General features: G+C 36.5%; 16 protein-coding genes. All 16 read right to left on the reverse strand.

What is annotated here, in order from left to right; translation table 11 throughout:
• The coding region (locus tag J1N10_RS19310) for a glycosyltransferase family 2 protein (RefSeq protein ID WP_262328382.1) at positions 1 to 805 on the reverse strand (805 nt) is incomplete at its 3' end.
• Positions 798 to 1,895 (reverse strand): hypothetical protein, encoded by a 1,098-nt coding sequence (locus tag J1N10_RS19315; protein ID WP_262328383.1) that lies wholly within the window; start codon positions 1,893 to 1,895, stop codon positions 798 to 800. The genes J1N10_RS19310 and J1N10_RS19315, both read right to left, overlap by 8 nt.
• Positions 1,896 to 2,002: 107 nt before the next feature.
• A complete protein-coding gene (locus tag J1N10_RS19320; RefSeq protein WP_262328384.1) occupies positions 2,003 to 3,199 on the reverse strand; it encodes a hypothetical protein in 1,197 nt (398 codons plus the stop codon).
• Between the two features lie 297 nt (positions 3,200 to 3,496).
• The gene (locus tag J1N10_RS19325; protein ID WP_262328385.1) at positions 3,497 to 4,417 is read right to left on the reverse strand and encodes a hypothetical protein; all 921 of its coding nucleotides are present in this window, start codon (positions 4,415 to 4,417) and stop codon (positions 3,497 to 3,499) included.
• 64 nt (positions 4,418 to 4,481) lie between these two features.
• The gene (locus tag J1N10_RS19330; RefSeq protein ID WP_262328386.1) at positions 4,482 to 5,747 is read right to left on the reverse strand and encodes an MBOAT family O-acyltransferase; all 1,266 of its coding nucleotides are present in this window, start codon (positions 5,745 to 5,747) and stop codon (positions 4,482 to 4,484) included.
• A 193-nt stretch (positions 5,748 to 5,940) separates the two neighbouring features.
• On the reverse strand, positions 5,941 to 6,636 hold the full coding sequence (locus J1N10_RS19335; RefSeq protein WP_262328387.1) for an acylneuraminate cytidylyltransferase family protein: 696 nt from the start codon (positions 6,634 to 6,636) through the stop codon (positions 5,941 to 5,943).
• Positions 6,637 to 6,669: 33 nt separating this feature from the next.
• A complete protein-coding gene (locus J1N10_RS19340; RefSeq protein WP_262328388.1) occupies positions 6,670 to 7,713 on the reverse strand; it encodes a nucleotidyltransferase family protein in 1,044 nt (347 codons plus the stop codon).
• Between the two features lie 80 nt (positions 7,714 to 7,793).
• Positions 7,794 to 8,897: a UDP-N-acetylglucosamine 2-epimerase gene (gene neuC, locus J1N10_RS19345; protein WP_262328389.1), complete on the reverse strand. Its 1,104-nt coding sequence runs from the start codon at positions 8,895 to 8,897 to the stop codon at positions 7,794 to 7,796.
• Positions 8,894 to 9,907 (reverse strand): N-acetylneuraminate synthase, encoded by a 1,014-nt coding sequence (gene neuB / locus J1N10_RS19350; RefSeq protein ID WP_262328390.1) that lies wholly within the window; start codon positions 9,905 to 9,907, stop codon positions 8,894 to 8,896. Before neuB ends, neuC begins: the two co-directional genes overlap by 4 nt.
• A gap of 34 nt (positions 9,908 to 9,941) precedes the next feature.
• Positions 9,942 to 10,553 (reverse strand): acetyltransferase, encoded by a 612-nt coding sequence (locus J1N10_RS19355; protein ID WP_262328391.1) that lies wholly within the window; start codon positions 10,551 to 10,553, stop codon positions 9,942 to 9,944.
• A gap of 65 nt (positions 10,554 to 10,618) precedes the next feature.
• Positions 10,619 to 11,797: a LegC family aminotransferase gene (locus J1N10_RS19360; RefSeq protein ID WP_262328392.1), complete on the reverse strand. Its 1,179-nt coding sequence runs from the start codon at positions 11,795 to 11,797 to the stop codon at positions 10,619 to 10,621.
• Positions 11,798 to 11,865: 68 nt separating this feature from the next.
• Positions 11,866 to 13,053, reverse strand: a complete 1,188-nt coding sequence (locus J1N10_RS19365) for a UDP-N-acetylglucosamine 4,6-dehydratase (RefSeq protein WP_262328393.1) — start codon at positions 13,051 to 13,053, stop codon at positions 11,866 to 11,868.
• A gap of 61 nt (positions 13,054 to 13,114) precedes the next feature.
• A complete protein-coding gene (locus J1N10_RS19370; RefSeq protein ID WP_262328394.1) occupies positions 13,115 to 14,869 on the reverse strand; it encodes an ABC transporter ATP-binding protein in 1,755 nt (584 codons plus the stop codon).
• A gap of 146 nt (positions 14,870 to 15,015) precedes the next feature.
• A complete protein-coding gene (gene rfbC, locus J1N10_RS19375; protein ID WP_262328395.1) occupies positions 15,016 to 15,567 on the reverse strand; it encodes a dTDP-4-dehydrorhamnose 3,5-epimerase in 552 nt (183 codons plus the stop codon).
• A 173-nt stretch (positions 15,568 to 15,740) separates the two neighbouring features.
• Complete coding sequence (locus tag J1N10_RS21340; protein ID WP_410053456.1) at positions 15,741 to 15,875, reverse strand: GxxExxY protein; 135 nt, start codon at positions 15,873 to 15,875, stop codon at positions 15,741 to 15,743.
• A gap of 620 nt (positions 15,876 to 16,495) precedes the next feature.
• The gene (locus J1N10_RS19380; protein WP_262328396.1) at positions 16,496 to 17,464 is read right to left on the reverse strand and encodes a Gfo/Idh/MocA family oxidoreductase; all 969 of its coding nucleotides are present in this window, start codon (positions 17,462 to 17,464) and stop codon (positions 16,496 to 16,498) included.
• Between the last annotated feature and the right edge of the window lie 2,723 nt (positions 17,465 to 20,187).

Consider the following 20,187-nt stretch of genomic DNA (forward strand, 5'->3'; position numbering starts at 1 on the left):
TATTAAGATGCAATAGTTTGATGTGTTTACTTAGTACTTTAAATGCCTTAATTATCTTCCTATCTTCTAATAATGGTATAAAACTATTTTTAAAAACAAATCTACTATAAGCTTTGGGTGTTAAATACTTTTTGTACTTCATTACAAATTGTAAACTAAAATCCCATGTCCCACCTTTAGCTTTAGGATTATTGGTTTCCCAATGTACAATAACATTCGCTTTGGGTACAAATCCTATCTTAAGACCTTGTGCTTCGGCTCGTAATAAAAAATCATAATCCTGATGACGTCGAAGCTGCTCATTAAACAATACTTGTTTAGCAACTTCACTTTTAACAACAAGGGTAGGGGTGAACATTAATCCACCATCAACAAAAAGATAATCTGAAATGGACTGAGAGTATTTAATCCCTTGTATCGGCATTATTTCGTCCTTATATTTCGACTTTACAGTAGCTTGGGTATAGACTAAGTCTTTATTATTTTCTTTAAGCACTTTCAAAGCATCTTCCAGATGGTTAGGCAACCATTCGTCATCTGCGTCCAAAAAGGCAATATATTCTCCAATGCTATTTTTTATTCCCGTGTTACGCGCTGCTGCACCGTTTTTGTTGTAAGTATGAGAAATAGTTTTAATTCGTTTATCATTAAATAACTGTATAATCCCTAAGGCTTTCTTCCAGTCAGGTGAACAATCGTTAATAATAATTAATTCATAAAAAGAATAGGTTTGATTTATAACACTAAGAATCGTTCGTTCAATTTGATTACAGTTCTTATAGTATGGGATAATAATACTAATCATCAATGGTTTCATTAAGTTTCGTAAAGAATATATCAGCAAATGATGCCTTAGGGCTATTTTTGCTCTTTATATATCTGTGGATATACTGACTTCTTTTTTTTTGATTCATCATATTGGGTAATCTTAGTTTTGTTGAAAACACAGATATATTATTTATTCTCGTTTTTCTATTAAAAACCTCCTGATTGTAGTTAATTTTAGCACCCAGATATTTTGGAATTTTGAAAGTTAACATGGGTTTGTTTAATAATATACCAAATTCCAAAGCTCCAGAATAATGTCCGAATACTACTTTTGCTTCATTTATAAGCTTAAAGGTTTTCCCTTTAACCAAGGTTGCTTTTGGAAACAACTTTTTATATTTATCAATATCTGATGTTGGGTGCAAGGCTATAGTAATAGGCAGCTTATATTTGAAGGAATATCGCAATAAGAGCTTATAGACATCCTGATAGTATTTTGAAAAAGACTCTTTCTTAATTGAAAACCATTTAAAATCAGGGTGCTCACTAAAATTTTGGTCAATATATACGATTGATTTATTAGTACTTAACCTACTAATCGTGTAGTTAGTTTCATAAATATGTGAGTGAATAGGCCAAATATCTTTATGGCCCATTGATTTTAGCAACTTTTCTTTATAAGCCGCCTCTACAATCATACTATCAGGTAAATATTTTGGCTTACTAAAAAATGATTTTAAATAATTATAATATAAGGAAGAATAACTTGGTTTATTTACAGGTAATAGGTTTAATGTAATTGTGTGTAGTTTTTTTGATTTTAAATATTTAATTATTTCCTGTTGCTCAGCAAGTATCCAACCCGCAATAATGGCATACGAGTGACAATTATCTGTTTGGAAGAAAAGCTTATTTAAATCATCAAATTTGTCGATGTCATAATATTCAATGATGTTATCTGATATCTTTTCCATTTTAAAATCTTGAGGTATACTGTGATAAAGCTTTGTCGTATCAATGAAAATCATAGATATATACCTTTTTTTTAGTTCCTCAATACTTATTAGGTTGAGGATTTTTTCTGGCTGGAGGCGTGTGCCAAATACATATATGGTTTGTTTACTCATTAATACCCTTTTTCAACTTTAAGACTTTAAATTAGACTTATTCATATCTATTATGGCTAACTTATAGAATTGAGCAATAATATTGCTTTATCATAATAATAAAGTGCTTAATTTACTTCACTTAATAATAACTCCTTATTAAAACTATCGTATATCTCATTTTTCGATATTTTAGATTCCCCAACATTGTTTAATTTCGGTATTTCCCCCAAAGATATATGTTTAGCTATTCCTGTTTCGATAATTGATTCCGCATAATTTTCAAAATTATCTGCTTTGATACAGTAGCATGGAATATTATTATCGAATGCTTCAAAGAGGGTAGTAGAATACGAACTGATTAATATATTAGTTATTTCAAATAACTGTGCAATGGGTTTAGTTGTAATTAGGATTTTATCTTTAATCTCAAGCGATTTATATAGTGCAGAATGCTCTAGTGGGTGTGGTTTAATAATCAACATCAAATTATTTTCGATTACTTTGCGCTTTATACTTTTTATATATTTAATGAAAGAATTATGTAAGTTATATTGCGTTGTTACAAGTATTACTATTGTATTTTTATTTTCTATTTTAATGTCCTTATTAAGCTTTGGACCTTTATTGTTATTAAATGTACTTTTACCCAAAACTTTAATCTGATGCTCAGAGTACTCGCTGCCTTTTAGGAGGAATTTTTTCCAATATGAACCATAAGCCAGGAAAATATCAGGGAATAAATAGCCATGCTTTTTTTCCGTTTCAGGCAGATTAAAAACATATGGCACACTTTCTTTAATAATTAATCCATGCTGTAGTTCAATCACTTTAATGTTATATTTTTTTGCCGCAGCAATTAAACCCTCTTTTCCAAAATTATTTATAATTATTAGCGACTTAAAATTACCTGATGAAAAAAAGTTATCCCAACATTTATAGTCTAAAAAGAATATCTGTAGGCTATATTTTATATTTTTTAAATCGGCTTTGCTGTATATTTTTAAGCGTTTAGTTTCTTTATAGATATGTTTAAGTCTTTTAACTAGGATTAATTGTGATTTATCGAGTCGCTGCCTACTGAATGTAGTTGTTATGAACTGTAGATTGTAATCATATTCAAAACTATTGTTTCCTGCATTTATATGAAGTACTCTATCATTTCCGATAATAGATTTAATGTTGTCAAAATGTAATGAGCGTTCTTTCATATCAGAATCATATTCAGATCTTCCAATATCTAATAATAAAACTTCTTTTTCGTTAGTTTTTTGTATAATCTCTTCTTTTGATTTTGAAAATATTACTTGCTTTGCAAATTCCACTAAAGAATATATTAAGCTCGGCCATAACAAATAACACCTTATTGTATTCTTTTGCCCAAACTTATATATAAGTCCACGTAGTATTACTTTTGTCAAATTAAAATTTTCGCAATTGAATATAGAAAAATCTTGTATGGAAGATAAAAATCTTTCTTTAATTATGTATGGTACATTAACTTTATTAGCTTTCATTTATTGCCTAACAATATTTTACGGTTTATCAACACTAATGCATTATATTGTTTCGATAGGTTTGTTTAGTAGTTTTAACTAACCATTTAATCATATGTTTATCTGTCAGTAGTAATTGTAACATGATTCAATAGAATCGTTTATAAACCTAGAAAATTTATCCGCACCAGAACAGTTAAGATGTGTTATATCTGTAAAATCATTTGACGTAAATAATCCAGTGCTACTGTAATTATAATAATCAATGTAATCCGCACTAAAACTTTTTATGTAATTTTCAAATTCTTTGATCACGTCTTCATTATATAACATTATCTCTTCAGCTTGTAGAGGTGGCATTACTAAGAATACATTTACATTTCGCTCCTTACACAACTCAATTATTTGACTAAAATATTTCTCTTGTATTAATAGGCGTTTTGGATCTCTTGTCAATTTGGCCTTTTGCATATTAGGTATTGGCATTAAATATTGACCATTTCCTTTCAAGGTTGTTTTCTTTGATGTTTCATTTTTCTGGATTATTTCTTTGGAAGCTCTGTATATTGTAAGAAACTTATTGATACCTCTTATATTTTCGTATTCATAAAAATAGTTAAATGAATAATCATAATCCTTGAGATACTCTTTCCCTAGATGTTTTCCGTAAGCATAATTTCTGTTTTCAGATATAAATGAGAACTGAAAATAGTCAACCCCTAGTATTATGTTTTTAATATTTTTCTTACAATTTAGTATGTATTTAAGCTTATAGTATATTTGATTATAACTATCGTTATCATGTGCAAAATTATATGAAGGGCTACAGCATAAATCAGGATTTATTCCTCGATAGATTCTTGAATTACCAAGGATTAAGGTAGTATAATCTCTTTCTAGTGCATTTTTAAAGCTCTGGTCTATTTGTTGTTGAGTATTGGGGCCAAGATATTCTCTTAAAACTGAATTGCCGCCTTTAGTATATATCCAAATTAAGCTTATCAATATTATTATAAATATGAATGTATTAAATATGAATTTTTTCATCTGCTTCAAACTAAATTACTAATTTTTAGACTTCGTATTAGCAATTATTAAAGGTTACATAATTTTAAAATTGAAAATAGATAAAAGATTGTGTCTGATTAACGGTAAATATAAAAATTAGTAAAGCTATGCATATATAAATTAATCTCCTGCTCAATACATTAAGTGATGTAATGTATTCAAAACCATAATCATGTCTAAATATAAACCAATCAAATATTAAGCATAAACAAATTAAATATATATATATAGGTTGGAAATAGAAGAAGTTATCCGGCATAAATGAGTTTGAAACTATATTGTTCAGATACGAAAAGGCTTCAGTTATATTTTCTGCCCTAAAGAAAATCCAGGCCAAACAGGTTAATGCAAATGTAAAACCCATTTGTACTAACTCTTTGATACTTGGTAACCATTTGTTTTCTGCAACAGTACCAATATTTTTGCGGTTATAACCTGTCAGCAATAGCGGAATAAAATAGATGGCATTGATTGCACCCCAAGCCAGGAAAGTCCAGTTTGCTCCATGCCAGAAACCACTCACGAGGAAAATAATAAATGTGTTCCGAATAGCTCTTTGAGTATTCACCCTGCTCCCACCAAGTGGGATGTATAAGTAATCGCGAAACCAGGTACTGAGAGAGATGTGCCAGCGGCGCCAAAATTCGGCCATGTCCCTGGAAAAATAGGGCGTTCGGAAGTTAGTCATCAGGTTGAAACCAAACAGCCTGGCAGTACCAATGGCAATGTCGGAATAACCCGAGAAGTCGCCATAAATCTGGAAAGCAAAATAGATACTACCCATAATCAATACAGAGCCTGGTAATGTTTCATGGTTGTCAAATATTTGATCGACCATTACTGCACAATTGTCAGCTATTACCATTTTTTTAAACAGCCCCCAAAGTATTTGGCGCATCCCAGTTGCACCCTGTTGGTAGGAAAATTCTCTTTTCTTATAAAATTGAGGAAGTAAATTGGTAGCTCGTTCAATTGGGCCGGCCACCAGTTGGGGAAAGAAGCTTACATAGGCAAAAAAGGCAATAATATCTTTGGTTGATTTTAGCTTGTTTCGATAAATATCGATGGAATAGCTCATGGTTTGGAAAGTATAGAAGCTAATTCCAACAGGTAGCACTACATTTAAAGTGAGTGGGTTTATGGTATAACCAATTTGTTCAAAACCATCGGCCAATGACTGAGAAAAGAAATTAAAGTATTTAAAGACACCTAAAAAGCCCAAGTTAGTAATCAGGCTAATGGTCAAGAAGAGGCGTCGAGTGTGTCGCTTTTCACTATGCTCTATCTGAATTCCTGCAATGTAATCCACCAAGGAGCTAAAAGCTATCAGGGATAAAAATCGCCAATCCCACCAACCATAAAAAATATAAGATACTATTAATAAAAAGAAGTTTTGAGCCCGAATGTTTCTGTTAAAAACAAACCAATACAATATAAAAACTATCGGAAGAAATAGGGCATATTCGAACGAATTAAACAGCATAAGTAGCTATACGAATTATTTATTTGTATGAATATTTTTTCTCAGCTCTATCCCAGTCTTGTTCATTGTCGATATCAATGGAGTCTTCAGCTGTCATCGTGTACTTTTTTATTTGATTTGAATTCCAGGGCTTACTAAGGTTAAGGTTAAGGTTTAGATTAAGGATGTAGATGGCCCCATTCAATTCATATATAGGGGGGCAATCTTGTCTACGAGTAAAACTGGCTTGTTTTGATTGATGTATAAAACCATTGTCATCCTCTTCAAAAAGTGTAAAATAAGGATTGGATTTAGTTTCCTTTACCGACACCACCATTTCAGTATTTTTATCCATTAGTTTGAATGCTTCATTTATGTGCAGCCCTGTGCGAAAAGGCGAAGTAGGCTGAAGTAAAATAATTTTACTATATACTTTTCCATTCGCTCTATACCAATCGATGGCATGCTTTACCACATCCCAGGTATTGGCAGTATCAGTAGCCAGTTCTGCCGGTCTGATAAATGGCACTTTTATGCCAGTTTGCTCTGCTACTTTAATGATTTCTTTATCATCTGTTGTTACACAGATATGTTCTTTATCGGTTACATCTAGTGCCGCTTCAATGGTATAATGTATTAGGGGTTTACCATTGAGAGGCTTTATATTTTTACCTGGTAATCCTTTAGAGCCACCACGAGCAGGAATTATGACGAGTGTATCTTTTATTGATTGCATAAAATGAGTTTTAGGCTTAGCTTAAGGTTAAACTTAATGTTTGAGGTGTTTAATAATCTCTTTTGCCTTGGCATACTCATCATGTCGGCCAATATCAATCCAATAACCAGTTATTGGATTATCAACTACTTTACCACCAGATTTTATCGTATCGTCAATTAAGTCGGTGGCATTATAAAATGTTTCGTTTGGAATATTGTTACTTAATTCTGTATTCATTAAATAAATCCCCGCATTGGCATAATGCGTCTGGCTGGGTTTTTCTTTCAGTCCTATTATTTGACCATTCTCTCGTAGCATAATACCAAAAGGTATATTGACAGTATACGGGATAGAAGCGACTGATAGTTCAGCATTTTGTTCCAGGTGATTAATATATAAATCCTCAAAGTCAATATCTGTAAATAAATCGGAGTTCATCACCAGTATGTATGGATTCCAAAACTCCTCAACTTGACTGAGAGCACCAATAGTCCCTAAAAATTTATTTTCTTTGATATAGTGGATGTTAACCCCTTTGCTACTGCCATCACCAAAGTAATCGATTATTTGATCTGCCAGGTAATTCACCGATATATAGATGTTTTCAATCCCAAATGAGATAAGCCGATCAATATTGTGTTCAATAATGGGTTTATCGCCCAATGGTAACATGGGTTTGGGTGTCTTGTCCGTTAGTGGACGAAGTCGTTCGCCTTTACCGCCGGCCATAATAACGGCATCAACGGGTAAGATGGTTTTTGTCTTTTTTAAGTCAATAACCCGATATATCTTACCATCCTCTTTCAATACCGGCAACAATCCAATACCCAATTTTTTGATACGGTTTATTTCTTGTGGGTCCATTTGACGGGTGATGGCATGAAAAGATTGTTTCATAAAGGCTGCTACGTTGTCCTGTGTGTTTCTGCCGGCCAGGAAGCCTCTGCGAATATCCCCATCCGTTAAGGTGCCTACCATCTGATTGGATTCGTTTACCACAAACAGGGTGAGGTTTTCCGGAACATGATTGAGGAGCTCAAAGGCTTTGAGGATATTTTCGTTTTGATTGATGATATGTTGTTGGAAATTCTTCATGTTTTCTTTTTGTCCACGAATTGCACTAATTACTCGAATTAAGAAAATGAATATTTGTGATCATCCGTGTAATTAGTGGATCACATTTTTTTTAATATTTCAATGATTTTATCAACAGCACCACCCTGGTCGTAAGGATTTTTACCTTTAAACGAACCTTGGTTTTCAATCCATGTTGCTGCTTCCAGTATTTCCTTTTTGATAATAGGCGTATGGATCACATTACTTCCGCAAGCTCTGCCTTTTTGACGGTCACCAATATTTATAACTCTTTTGCCAAAGCTGGCTGCTTCAATGATGCCACTGGAGGTATTGCCCAAAAGAAAGCTACAGTGTTTCATGCACGAGAAATAGCCCAATGTGCCAAAGTTCTCTACACAAATCACTTTGTGATTGCTTAATTCAGGCAGCTCAAGAAAAGCCTGTCTTATTTGGGTACCGTTGGTATCGGCATTTGGCAGGGTAATAACAATCTGGTAGCGTCTTGAAAGTTCCAGTAAGGTGTCAGCCATTGTAGTGGCATAAGCTTCATTGCTATCTGCGCCAACGGTCTCAGGATGAAACGTACACAATACTGTCGGTAATTCCAGGTTAATTTTAAAACGCTCTTTAAACGCGTTTATTGAGAGTAATTTTAATTCATTCAGGTTATCGAGGCTCAATGCTCCAACCACATGGATATTATCCTTTGACTCGGTTAATTCAGCAACTCTTAGTGCATATTCTTCGGTGGCGGTGAAGTGCAATGAGCTGGCCAGAGTGATACTGTGCCGGAATACATTGTCTATCGCCCCCAAGGTTCGTTCACCTCCATGGATATGAGCAAACTTTACCCCATAAGGCACGCCTGCTGTTACAGCCGCAAACATCTCATAGCGATCGCCAAGGCAAAGTACCTGGTCAAACTGATAATGCTGCCAAAACTCAGCAAATTTCAATGAAGTCAAGCTTATGGCTGTGGCCACGGCATTAGCCGAATCGCTCGCCAATATGGACTCTATCCGGTGGTTAACCTCAAAGCCATCTTCTATGATCTGATCCACCGTATGACCATAAAAAGGGGAGAGGTGTGTGCCAAAAGCAATAATCGTTAGCCGGACACTATTTATATTACTTAAGCCTTTTAACAATGGTCTGTAAATGCCATAGTCTGCTCTTGAACTGGTTAAAACCGCTATGTTCATTTTAAATCCTCCCATTGCAAAAGACTACCCTGGTCAATAGATCTTTTTGTTTTCTTGCCAATAACATCATACATCCGCATTGGAGAAATCCCATCACCCGGTCGCTTCATTTCAAGGTCACCTGCAGTCAATATATGTCCTTCGCATAAATCAGATCTTAAATGTATTGATTTTCTGGCAATGGCTTTGTTTTTTAGTTCTGAGGGAGTAGGTGCCTTATTACCTGTACCGAGTGCCCTTTCAATGTTACGAATGCCTTTAACCATATTTTTAAATTCCTCAGGCTCCAATGATGCTTTATGATCTGGTCCTGGCAAACTATTATCCAACGTAAAATGCTTTTCAATAACTGTAGCACCCAATGCCACTGAAGCAATGGGCACTTCAATGCCTTTTGTATGATCGCTGTACCCCACTTTACATCCAAAGCTTTGAGCCAGGTCATGCAAAGCTTTCAAGTTTACTTCTTCCATTGGAGTTGGATACTCCGTCGTACAGTGTAAGACTGTAATCTCATCCTTACTTTTTCCTTTGCTTGTCAGCACTTCTATAGCATCGTTTATTTCCTCCTTAGTAGCCATACCTGAGGATAAAATTAGAGGTTGAGATTGAGATGCCATAAACTCTAAATAGGGGAGATTGGTCAACTCGCCTGATGGAATTTTCCACAGTTCCATACCCATTGAATTCAGGAAGTTAAGACTATCATGATCAAAACCAGTGGATAAAAACTTAATATTGTATTTGATACAATGTTCTTTTAATAAGAGATGCTCATCATCAGAAAGCTCAAGGCGCTTCAACATATCGTACTGACTTTCAGATTTACCGGTATTTTGTTTTTGGTATTCTGCTTGTTCAGCTTCCCTGGAAACAAGTTGATCAGCTTTAAAGGTCTGAAATTTCACAAAGTCAGCCCCACAGTCAGCAGCAACTTCAATGAGTTGCTTAGCCAGTTCTATATCACCATTGTGGTTAACGCCAGCTTCGGCAATGATTATTGTATGCATGGTTTAAGTTTGAGACTAAGTTTAGGTTGAGTTATCAGCGAATATAGATGCCTGCTTTGTTGATATTTTTAAATACTGTACTGCCAGCAGGTACTATGACATTAGAGACAATCGATACATTATTGGCGATGGTAGAACCGCTGCCAATAAAACATTCATCTTGCACCTGTACCTGTCCGTTTAGTTTAGCGCCAGTAGAAATATGATTGTGATTGCCAACTATGGCTTCATGCTCAATTAATGCTTTGCTGTTAAAAATATTGTTACTACCAATCTGTGCTTCAGCATTCACCAGCACATGGTGCATAACTATCGTTCCTTCATCAATTGTTGCTGACTGACTGACATAAGCCAATGGCGATATGATGACAGGCAGGTTAAATCCTATCTGTTTTAGTTTTGTAAATAGTTTTATCCTCAGCTTAGCAGATCGTATCTGTCCGACTGTAATTAATGCATGCTTATATTTCTTAAATAATTCAGGCAGTTCATCATCACAACCAATAACCCGATAGCCCATCACCGTTTTACCAAGCTTATCCTTTTGATCAATGATACCCGCTATTTCAAAGCGGCCTTCCTGCTCAATAACATCAATACAGGCCTTACAATGACCACCACCACCGATTAGTAAAAGTTTCTCCATTTCTAAGTTTACCGTTGAGGCTAAGATTAAAGTTGAGACTTCTTAACCTCAACCTTATTCTTAGTTTATATTACACTACTTGGTATATTAACAATTCTATCTTCCAGCCATTGGGCATTGGTCTGTTCATCTCGAAAGCAGTCTGCATACATTGGCATTTTATAGAGTAATGTCCAGATTGGACGACACATCACACCTTCTTTATTTAATAGTTTAAGCACCTTGTCTCTTTCATCACGGTTTTTTAAACATATGGCATTCAGCCAGTAATTAGATTTTGTGTTTCCAGGTTCTTTTATAAAATCTAGTTCATGATTTTGACAGAATTGTTCCAACTTATTGGCCCAGTTTCTCTTATTGATGACAAAATCCTTTAAATTTTCTAATTGAGCACAGGCTAAAGCTGCATTTAGGTTGGGCATTCTATAATTATAACCCACCATATCATGCGTATATTCATAAGGGTGGGGCACTTTAGCTGTTGTGGTAATGTGCTTGGCTATCCTGGCCAGTTTCTCATCGTTGGTAACAATAGCACCACCGCCTCCACAGGTCACTGTTTTATTACCATTAAAACTAAAAGCTCCCAAAATACCTCTGGTACCAGTGTGTTCGTTTTTATAATAACTGCCAAGCGATTCAGCCGCATCTTCAACCACCGGTATATTATAACGATTAGCTATTTCAATAATGTCGTCTAGTTCTACCGGATGACCAAAAGTATGCATGGGTACTATGGCAGCAATTCTACGACCAGTGATCTTATTGAATGGCTGAGACTGAGTATTAGATTGAGAACTCCCTGCCTTAACCTCTTTTAATTCTACATTTTTTTTCAGCCAAAGCTCAAGTGTCACTGGTGATAAACCCATTGTATGCCTGTCAACATCCAAAAATACCGGTCTGGCTCCAGTGTAATTGATGGCATTGGCCGTAGCGATAAAGGATAATGCCTGGGTAATGACTTCATCACCTTTCTCTACACCTGCTAACTGCAGTGCCACATGAAGCGCCGATGTACCATTAACTGTGGCAATAGCATACTTAGCTCCAGTGATATCGCACATCATCTGTTCAAAGCGATTAACATATTCCCCTACAGAAGACACAAAAGTGGAATCTATGGCATCGGCCACATAGGCTTTTTCATTGCCTGAGAAACGTGGCTCATGAAGTGGAATAAATGCCTCAGGGGTAGAGTAGGCATTCCTGATAAATTTTATTAGTTGATGGTATTTGTCCATTATATGAGGTTGAGACTGAGGTTTAGGTTGAGAAGTACTTTGGAATTTCTTAACCTTATTCTTTGTTTTTACATTTTTGAATCTAAGTACTTACCCGTTTCTTTATGACCAAAATCGGGTATCATCTGATGAAATAAGTCAACGATCGCTTCCTTGCTCCATCGTTTACTATCCTTCATTTGCTTGATTTGACTGGTAAATAGTTCCAGTTTATCATTCGCATAACTCAGCTCATTCTTAATGATTCCAAGGTTTTCAAAACGTTCCATATCAAGCACTTCATTATCGGTATAAAACTCCTCAAAATCCTTTTCCCCGGTGGTATCACTTGGGGTGAATAAACACGGCCATTGTCCTTTAGCCGGTAAGCTATCAACCAGTTGGCGTGCTTCATCTTCCGATTCGCATAAATATGGTTCATAACCTAGTTCTTTTAGGTATTTCACCGCTATATCGGCAAAGGTGATCAAGTGTAAGTCTTCACTTAATTTAGGAAAGAATACATCCCTGTTCTCACCAAAAATGCAGGACATCAAACAGAGTTCTCCTGATTCCTGTGGCGTCACAAAGTAACGTTTAATGTCTTTTGGAGCTACAATCGGTTGTTTCTTTTGAATCCGCTGATTAAAACCATGCAATAATGATCCATCTGAAAAAGCAACATTCGCAAACCGTGCTGTTGAAATCGTTATGTCTTTGCTTCGACGTGTTAGGAATAGTTCCATAATACGTTTAGAAGCTCCCATCATATTCACCGGATTCGCAGCCTTATCGGTTGAAACGCAAAAGTATTTCTTAGTACCATTTTTTATTGCTTGCTGAATGGTTTTATCCGTATTAAAAACATTAACATCGATCATGCGCATTAAAGTGAAAGGATCCTTTTCACTCCGCACATGCTTTAGAGCTGATAGGTTTAAGACGTAATCATATTGTCCATCGGCTTCGATAAACGCATCGTATTCTATAGAACCTATATCAAGGGCGAATGTCTGGAAATCCCCTTTAATATAACCAAAAGAGCTTCTGATATCGCGAACCAGTTCCACCATATTATTTTCACTGATATCAACAACATGCAATTTTAGAGGCTTGCGTTTAAAAATCTCTTTTGTAACAGCTTGCCCAATGGAACCTGCACCACCAATGACAAGAAATGATGAAGAGGATACAATATGTTGGAGGCTTTCCTCGTGCTTATTAATATCCTGAGTGAAAAGGGCTCTATTTCGTCCTATTAGTTGTAATATATTCATTTACTTGAGAATAAAATTGAGACTTAGGTTAAAGCTGAGATTAAGATTGAGAATGAGAAGCTTAATTACTCAATTCTTCATAAGTTACTTCCCGGGTAATGCTTCCATTATTGATCTCGATAATTCGATCACTATACTTTAAGGTACTGATGCGATGAGCAATCACAATAATGGTTAAATCGCCACCACTTAACAGCCGGATGGATTCTGTAATTTCTTGTTCGGTTTGAGAATCCAAGGCAGAGGTCGCTTCATCAAAAAAGAGGATAGTTGCACCTGAATATATCGCCCTGGCTATTCCAACACGCTGACGTTGACCACCGGATAGTTTTGTACCGCGTTCTCCTATCATTGTCTCCATCTTTTGAGGTAAACTTTGAACAAAATTCCACAAACTTGCTTGTTTTATAGCTTTTACAAGCTTCTTCTGGTTAATCTGAGACTTATCTATACCAAATGCAATATTTTCAGCTAGTGTACCATCTAAAATATAAACTTCCTGTTGCACATACCCGACATAGTCACGCCATGATTTAATGGTACTATCTTTTAATATTGAATTATCAACTTGTATCTGTCCTTCTGTTGCTTTCCAGAAACCCAGCATCATATTCATCAAGGTTGTTTTCCCAGCGCCTGAAGGGCCAATAAAGCCAATGGATTCACCTTTTGCGATATTAAGGTTGATTTTATTTAATAAATTAGTCTTACTGTCTGGAAAACGGAAACTAATATTATTAAGTTTAATGTTATTATTAAAAGTAATATGTTCTTCATTTTCAACATCTGGTGTAAATTCTTTCACATCTAAAATTGTATCAAATGTAAATTGATGCCCTTTAATACTTATTAAGGCAATCATAATACGATTAACGGATGGCAGAATTCGATAAGCAGCTAAAGCAAACAAACCTAATAGAGCTGCCAGTCCTGAGCGATCAGGTAAAAAGAATAATCCATAAGCTGTGATGGCAAATATGGTAATGACCATGCCCGCTTCAATTACTTTTGTGGGTGCTTGGGCATATATGGTTCTCTTAACGCTCAATTTGACTAATTTATTAAGGTAATAGGCAATTTTATTACGGAACTTATACTGTGAATTAGTAATCTCAACGTCCGTATAACCAAAAATGCTTTGAAAAATACTCTTACCCAGTAATGGAACTATCTCATTGGACACCTTTTCCACTTTGGCTGTCCGGCCTTTTACCCAATTGTAAAACAACATAAAGATTGGTAAAATAGTGCAACTTAGCAGAACGATGGCTTTCCAGTCATATAGTACAAGACTGATTAATATAAACGAAAGGACAAATAACTCATTGAGAAAATTAAAAACAGGCAAAACCATGTTATTAGCAAAACGCTGGGGTATTACATTTACATCCCGCATAATCACGTTACTATTGGTTTGCTTGAAGAAAGCAAATCCTTTACTGTAAAAGAGTTCATGGAGTCGTATGGCAAAGTATTGATACAAGGATAATGAAAAACGAGCCTGCGAACGTAAGATAAATAAACTCATCACATTCTTAAAAATAATAGCAAACACAATAAATCCTGCTAAGAAAAGTATAAATTGATTTTCGCTAACAAATCCCCCAATTTTATATACTTTACTAATAATAGGATGAGTCTGTATGACACCATCCTGCAGAATTACAGAGAAAAGTGGGAGAAATGCAGCTAATCCAAAAAGCTCCATTACTGAGTTAATAAATAGTAGTACCATCATTTTGGCACTTTTCTTTTTATAACCGGGAGGTAGTACTTGAAGGATGCGTTTTATAGTTGAGAAAATCAGATTGTTCATTTTAGATTTATGATGGATGAATGTTGATTTATGATGTTTAATCTCGTTCGTTTCTCACGGGATAGGCTTTGATGCTTGGTTAATGGTTGTCCGCTAATCACACAAATTGACTCGAATTAATTAGTCAAATTAGTGTAATTGGTGGACTAAAATATTGGAATTTCATTCTCTTTTAAGGGTTTTAAGACCCTATCTTTTTCAGATAACACAATCTCCTCAACCGGTAATTGCCAGTCAATATTTAAATCTTCGTCATTCCAGGCAATGCCACTATCATAATCAGGTGCATAGTGGTTATCCACCATATAACTAAAAATGGCTGTTTCACTTAAGACTACAAAGCCATGGGCAAAACCTCGGGGCACAAACAATTGGTGTTTATTGTCGCCTGATAATTCAAAGCTTTGGTGTTGGCCGTATGTGGGGGAGTCCTGGCGCAGGTCAACCGCTACATCCAGCACTTTGCCTTCAATGCAACGTACCAGCTTGGCTTGCGTATAGGGAGGCTTTTGAAAATGAAGCCCTCGTAATACACCATAGGATGATTTGGATTCATTGACCTGGATAAAGTTAAGGTCGCCTATGTGTTGTTTAAATTTCTCCTGATTATAGGCTTCCAGGAAATAACCCCGCTTATCACCGAAAACGGTAGGTTTGATTAGGATTAAGTCTTTTATTTCAGTTTTTATAAACTCCATGTATTATTTACAGCTTGGTAATTTCTTTTAACCACAGATTAATAAGATTATTGAGATTTGCAGTTCCGTTATTTTTTTGTCCGCGAAACAACGTTCGACGAAGTCAATGGCGCTAATTAACGCGAATTTTTATTTGTAATAATTTAATTCGTTCAATTAGCGTCATTAGTGGATTAATATTTTTCTTTTACTATTCGTTTGTATTTCAATGATTGCTCACCAAAGTTGACTAATAAACCTAGTTTGAATCCTGTTGCTTTGAGATAGTTTAAAACTTGAGCTTCATGTAAACTTTCCAGGTGGTTAATAGCTTTTCATTGCGTTTTCTTTACGTGCTTCGCGTCTATCCTGGCGAGAAACCTTTCACATTTCTCATTGCTCTTTTCTATCTATATTCTGCTCGAGCCGCAGGGGCTCCCGTTTTGACACGGGACAAGTATTTCATTTCTTGTCTTAACACAAGAAACGAAACAAAGAAAGTCAAGACTCCAGCACTCGCTTACCCACTATTATCTTGTTGAAACGACAGCTGGAACTCACCTGATTATCATCAGGCTCAGACAGCCATCTGTCTTTTGTTTCACCTTCGATAAGTGGGGCCCAAGCTACGTTGCTGAGGTCAGTGCGTGTACTTACTAATTTGTTGCCTTTTAAAATTTGCTATTCCCAATGTTTATAAAACCTTTAACCATGCCCTTTTTAAGGTGATTATAGGGGTAATCTTTTTTTTTGAAAAACTGAACACAGTATCAAGTTCACCCTATGTATCCCTGCGCACTTTTCCTCCCCTATAAAAGGGGGAGGTGCCGGAGGCGGAGGGGGTATTTTTCTTATTTTCGTCGCCCACACGATCGGAGTCGTGCGGTAGCAGTGCTTGGCGAGAAAACTTTCTCACTTCTCATTGCTCTTTTTCTATAAGCGAAGCGTTCTAATCTCTACTAAACGGATGTTTAGCCAGCTCGCCTTTGGCCAATGGGTGGTAATCACCAGTTAAGCCAATGGCTTCTTTATTGCGAATATCGTGTACAATCTCAATGGCCTGGCGGGTGTCGCCAATGCGGTAGCCGGTGCCATTTATTATATGCTGGTAGCTCACTGTATGCAAGTCGGTAAAACCGCCGCTGAACTCAATTTCCTGGCCATCCACAGTGATGGAACGGTAGGTACGCATGCCTTTGGCTTTAATGGCTTCGGGTATGGTATCGTAGTTAATAGAAAGAAACCAGCGCACGCGTGCTTTCTCCAGCTCCAGGTAACCAGCGGCCCGGTCGTGGGTATGGATATGAACCGTATTGCTTATGACCGGTCCGAATACCCAGGTCAACATGTCGTAAAAGTGTACGCCTATATTGGTGGCAATACCGCCTGATTTGCTCACATCGCCTTTCCACGAGGTATAGTACCAGTGACCACGGGAAGTGAGGTAGGAGAGGTCGATATCGTATATCTTATCAGGATCGCCTTCTTCTACTTTTTGTTTCAGTGCCACAATACTTGGGTGATGGCGCAATTGCAGGATGGTATAGATATTACCTTTCGATTCTTTCTCCACATCCTCCAGAGCGTCAATGTTCCAGGGGTTTAACACGATTGGCTTTTCACAAATCACATCAGCATCGCGGCGCAGTCCAAAGCGGATATGCGAATCGTGCAGATAGTTGGGCGAACAGACCGATACAAAATCCAAAGGCGTATTGTTACGTTTCAGCTTCTCGATATGACGATCGAAGCGCTCAAACTCAACAAAGAAATCTGCATTGGGAAAGAAACTATCCATAATACCCACACCGTCGTAAGGGTCGTAGGCTGCCACCAGTTGATTATTGGTTTCTTTAATGGCTTTCATATGTCGTGGAGCGATGTAACCTGCTGCTCCTACTAATGCAAAATTCTTCATTTATATTTCGTGTTATTTCTGCTTATTAAACTTTTCCTCCTCCATTTGGGAGTTCCCTGAGTACGGTCACCGAGCGTGGTTACTGAGCGTAGTCGAAGTAGAGCCGAGGTGAAGGAGTAATTTAACTTTATCTGCTTCCCCACACGAAATGATTCGTGCGGTAGCAGTATGATGTCGAGGTGGAGTCGAAGGGGTATTTATAATTAATCAATCCCCCTGATTCGTTCATATTATAAAAAGCTTTTAAATCATTCCCCTTCGCCAAGGGGGAAAAGACTTTTTATATTATATACCTATTGTCTGCGTTAGCAGTTGATTCAATCAATCCTCCGTTATATCTCTGTGCACTTTTCCTCCTCCTTAAAAAGGGGGAGGTGCAGGAGGCGGAGGGGGTATTTTTTGTTGTCGAATTGTCGAACCCGATAGCTATCGGGTGAAAAACTACTGAACTGTGATTGACAGCTTCCAGAGATGTCAGGACACTTATTATTTTTTATCCACTAATGACACGAATTACCACCAATTTCTTTATCCTCCTTCAGCTTTTTCGCCCTTCTTAAGGCGGTCATCGAGCGTGGTTACTGAGCGCGGTTGCCGAGCTGCACCCTGAGCTTGTACATCGAGCGGAGTCGAAGTAGAGCCGAGGTGAAGGAGTTATTTCACTTTATCTGCGTCGCCCACACGAAATGATTCGTGCGGTAGCAGTGTGAGCGCGGTCACCGAGCTGCTCCCTGAGCGGAGTCGAAGGGGTATTTATAATTAATCAATCCCCCTCATTCTCTTATATTATAACAAGCTTTTAAATCATTTCCTCCCGATGGTAATCGGGACAGGCTATTCGCCAAGGGGGAAAAGACTTTTTATATTATATACCTATTGTCTGCGTTAGCAGTAGATTCAATCAATCCTCCGTTATATCTCTGTGCACTTTTCCTCCTCCTTAAAAAGGGGGAGGTGCAGGAGGCGGAGGGGGTATTTTTCTTAGATTCAACCAATTCCTCTAATTTGATTATCATTTTACAATCGTATAACTTATTCCCCCTCATCCGCCTAAGGCGGAAGCTCCATCTCGGCTACGCTCGATGACCACCAAAGTGGAGCATTGATTGACAGCTTCCAGAGGTATTGGGACTCGAGCAAGCTCTCGCGGCAAGGCTCATCTATATACATAGCTTCGCCTCCTTCCCGAAGGGTCGGGATTTCCTCCTGATAGTCGTTAACACTTCGTCGACTTGCACAGCTTCGCCTCCTCAGTCACAGGGTGTGAGTTTAATACTTTCGATAAATAAGGATTAAGCGGTTGATTAACATCAACTTAAATCCAGTAGAGTATTTTGTGAGGTAATGGCGATTTCTATTGTATGTATACACCGAAAAAGGGGATAGGTTACCCTAAAAACAGTGATTTTTATACGCCTATTGTAACGTTGCGAATCCTCGTTTATTGTTGCCTACAGCATATCGATGCTCCAAATAAATTGAAGCCTTTAAATTTACGTAAAATGATAAAATACAGTAGGATATAACAAGCAGTATAGACCCCAGACTAGTCATCAGCCTGATACCCATATTATAAAAATACAGGTATGCTTGAATAAAGGGTGTAATTTTCTTCGAAAACAAATATTTGTCCAAAACCTCTTTCTAAAAATACATGCGAATTTAATAAAAAAAGTTAAGTCGAGTACTGCAATTGCTGCTTTAGCTGTTCATAAAGCACAGAGGCTGGCCGAAGTGGTTTATATTTAAAATATTGCAGAATTGTCAATTCCCAGCTATTTTTATTGTCGAACTGTCGAATTGCCAATTTGTTAAATCGATGAATTACAGCTTGGTTATTTTGTTTGTCCATAAATCGCACAAATAACCGCTTGAACTTGCAATAGTTTTTCGGACATTCAGTTAAGTTATGCGGCTATTTCATCTGTATTGTTCAGTTTATCACCAACTTCCATAAGAGTACGGTAATTTATTCCTCTAATTCGATTATCATTTTACAATCGTATAACTTATTCCCCCTCAGTCCTGCGGACAGCTCCATCTCGGCTACGCTCGATGACCACCAAAGTGGAGCATTGACAGCTTCCAGAGGTGTCGGGACACGTGCTTACTTTTAGTCCACTAATGACACAAATTACCACTAATTACCAATTAAAACCTATTCTTTTTATCATAATACATGCGTAGTTTTTTTAATTAAGTGAATCAGTTAAAAGACGTAAGGAATTCAGTATTGATGGCTCAATAACAATACTTTATTAATATTAATTATTCATTAATTTTAGGGAATCTTAATGAAGTAATAACGGTATAGCAAGTAAAGATGATGTAGAAAACATTTGTTTACTTGAGTGAAACGCTAGGATACGATAAATTTATTTTTCAGAATAAATGGTACTTTATCTTGATTCACGTGCTTCTTAAACTTCTTATTATATACAACTAATTTCGGCACTGCAATTCCGAAATGTAAATTGAATAATTTGGGAGATATATAAAATAGTACTGAAATATTCAATTCTCAGCAGCTTTAGGAATAAGCAGACTATCATTTCTAAAATTTCTTGCTACTGTAAGCTCTAGGTATTCTATTCACATTACAATTGGGTTTATCGCCAAACCAGACTTCAATTTGGAAACTAATAATAGTCCTATTTAAATAGCGTAATGCTTAAAGTATTCTGAACTGATGACCAGCTAGTTTTAAATATGAAATTCTCACG

The sequence above is a fragment of the Carboxylicivirga litoralis genome, from assembly GCF_025499605.1.
GTDB classification, from domain to species: domain Bacteria; phylum Bacteroidota; class Bacteroidia; order Bacteroidales; family Marinilabiliaceae; genus Carboxylicivirga; species Carboxylicivirga litoralis.

Coding starts and splice junctions, on each gene's coding strand:
- J1N10_RS19315 (WP_262328383.1), bottom strand. CDS start 1,895: ATGAGTAAACAAACCATATATGTATTTGGCACACGCCTCCAGCCAGAA.
- J1N10_RS19325 (WP_262328385.1), bottom strand. CDS start 4,417: ATGAAAAAATTCATATTTAATACATTCATATTTATAATAATATTGATA.
- J1N10_RS19335 (WP_262328387.1), bottom strand. CDS start 6,636: ATGCAATCAATAAAAGATACACTCGTCATAATTCCTGCTCGTGGTGGC.
- J1N10_RS19340 (WP_262328388.1), bottom strand. CDS start 7,713: ATGAAGAATTTCCAACAACATATCATCAATCAAAACGAAAATATCCTC.
- neuC (WP_262328389.1), bottom strand. CDS start 8,897: ATGAACATAGCGGTTTTAACCAGTTCAAGAGCAGACTATGGCATTTAC.
- neuB (WP_262328390.1), bottom strand. CDS start 9,907: ATGCATACAATAATCATTGCCGAAGCTGGCGTTAACCACAATGGTGAT.
- J1N10_RS19355 (WP_262328391.1), bottom strand. CDS start 10,553: ATGGAGAAACTTTTACTAATCGGTGGTGGTGGTCATTGTAAGGCCTGT.
- J1N10_RS19360 (WP_262328392.1), bottom strand. CDS start 11,797: ATGGACAAATACCATCAACTAATAAAATTTATCAGGAATGCCTACTCT.
- J1N10_RS19365 (WP_262328393.1), bottom strand. CDS start 13,053: ATGAATATATTACAACTAATAGGACGAAATAGAGCCCTTTTCACTCAG.
- J1N10_RS19370 (WP_262328394.1), bottom strand. CDS start 14,869: ATGAACAATCTGATTTTCTCAACTATAAAACGCATCCTTCAAGTACTA.
- rfbC (WP_262328395.1), bottom strand. CDS start 15,567: ATGGAGTTTATAAAAACTGAAATAAAAGACTTAATCCTAATCAAACCT.
- J1N10_RS19380 (WP_262328396.1), bottom strand. CDS start 17,464: ATGAAGAATTTTGCATTAGTAGGAGCAGCAGGTTACATCGCTCCACGA.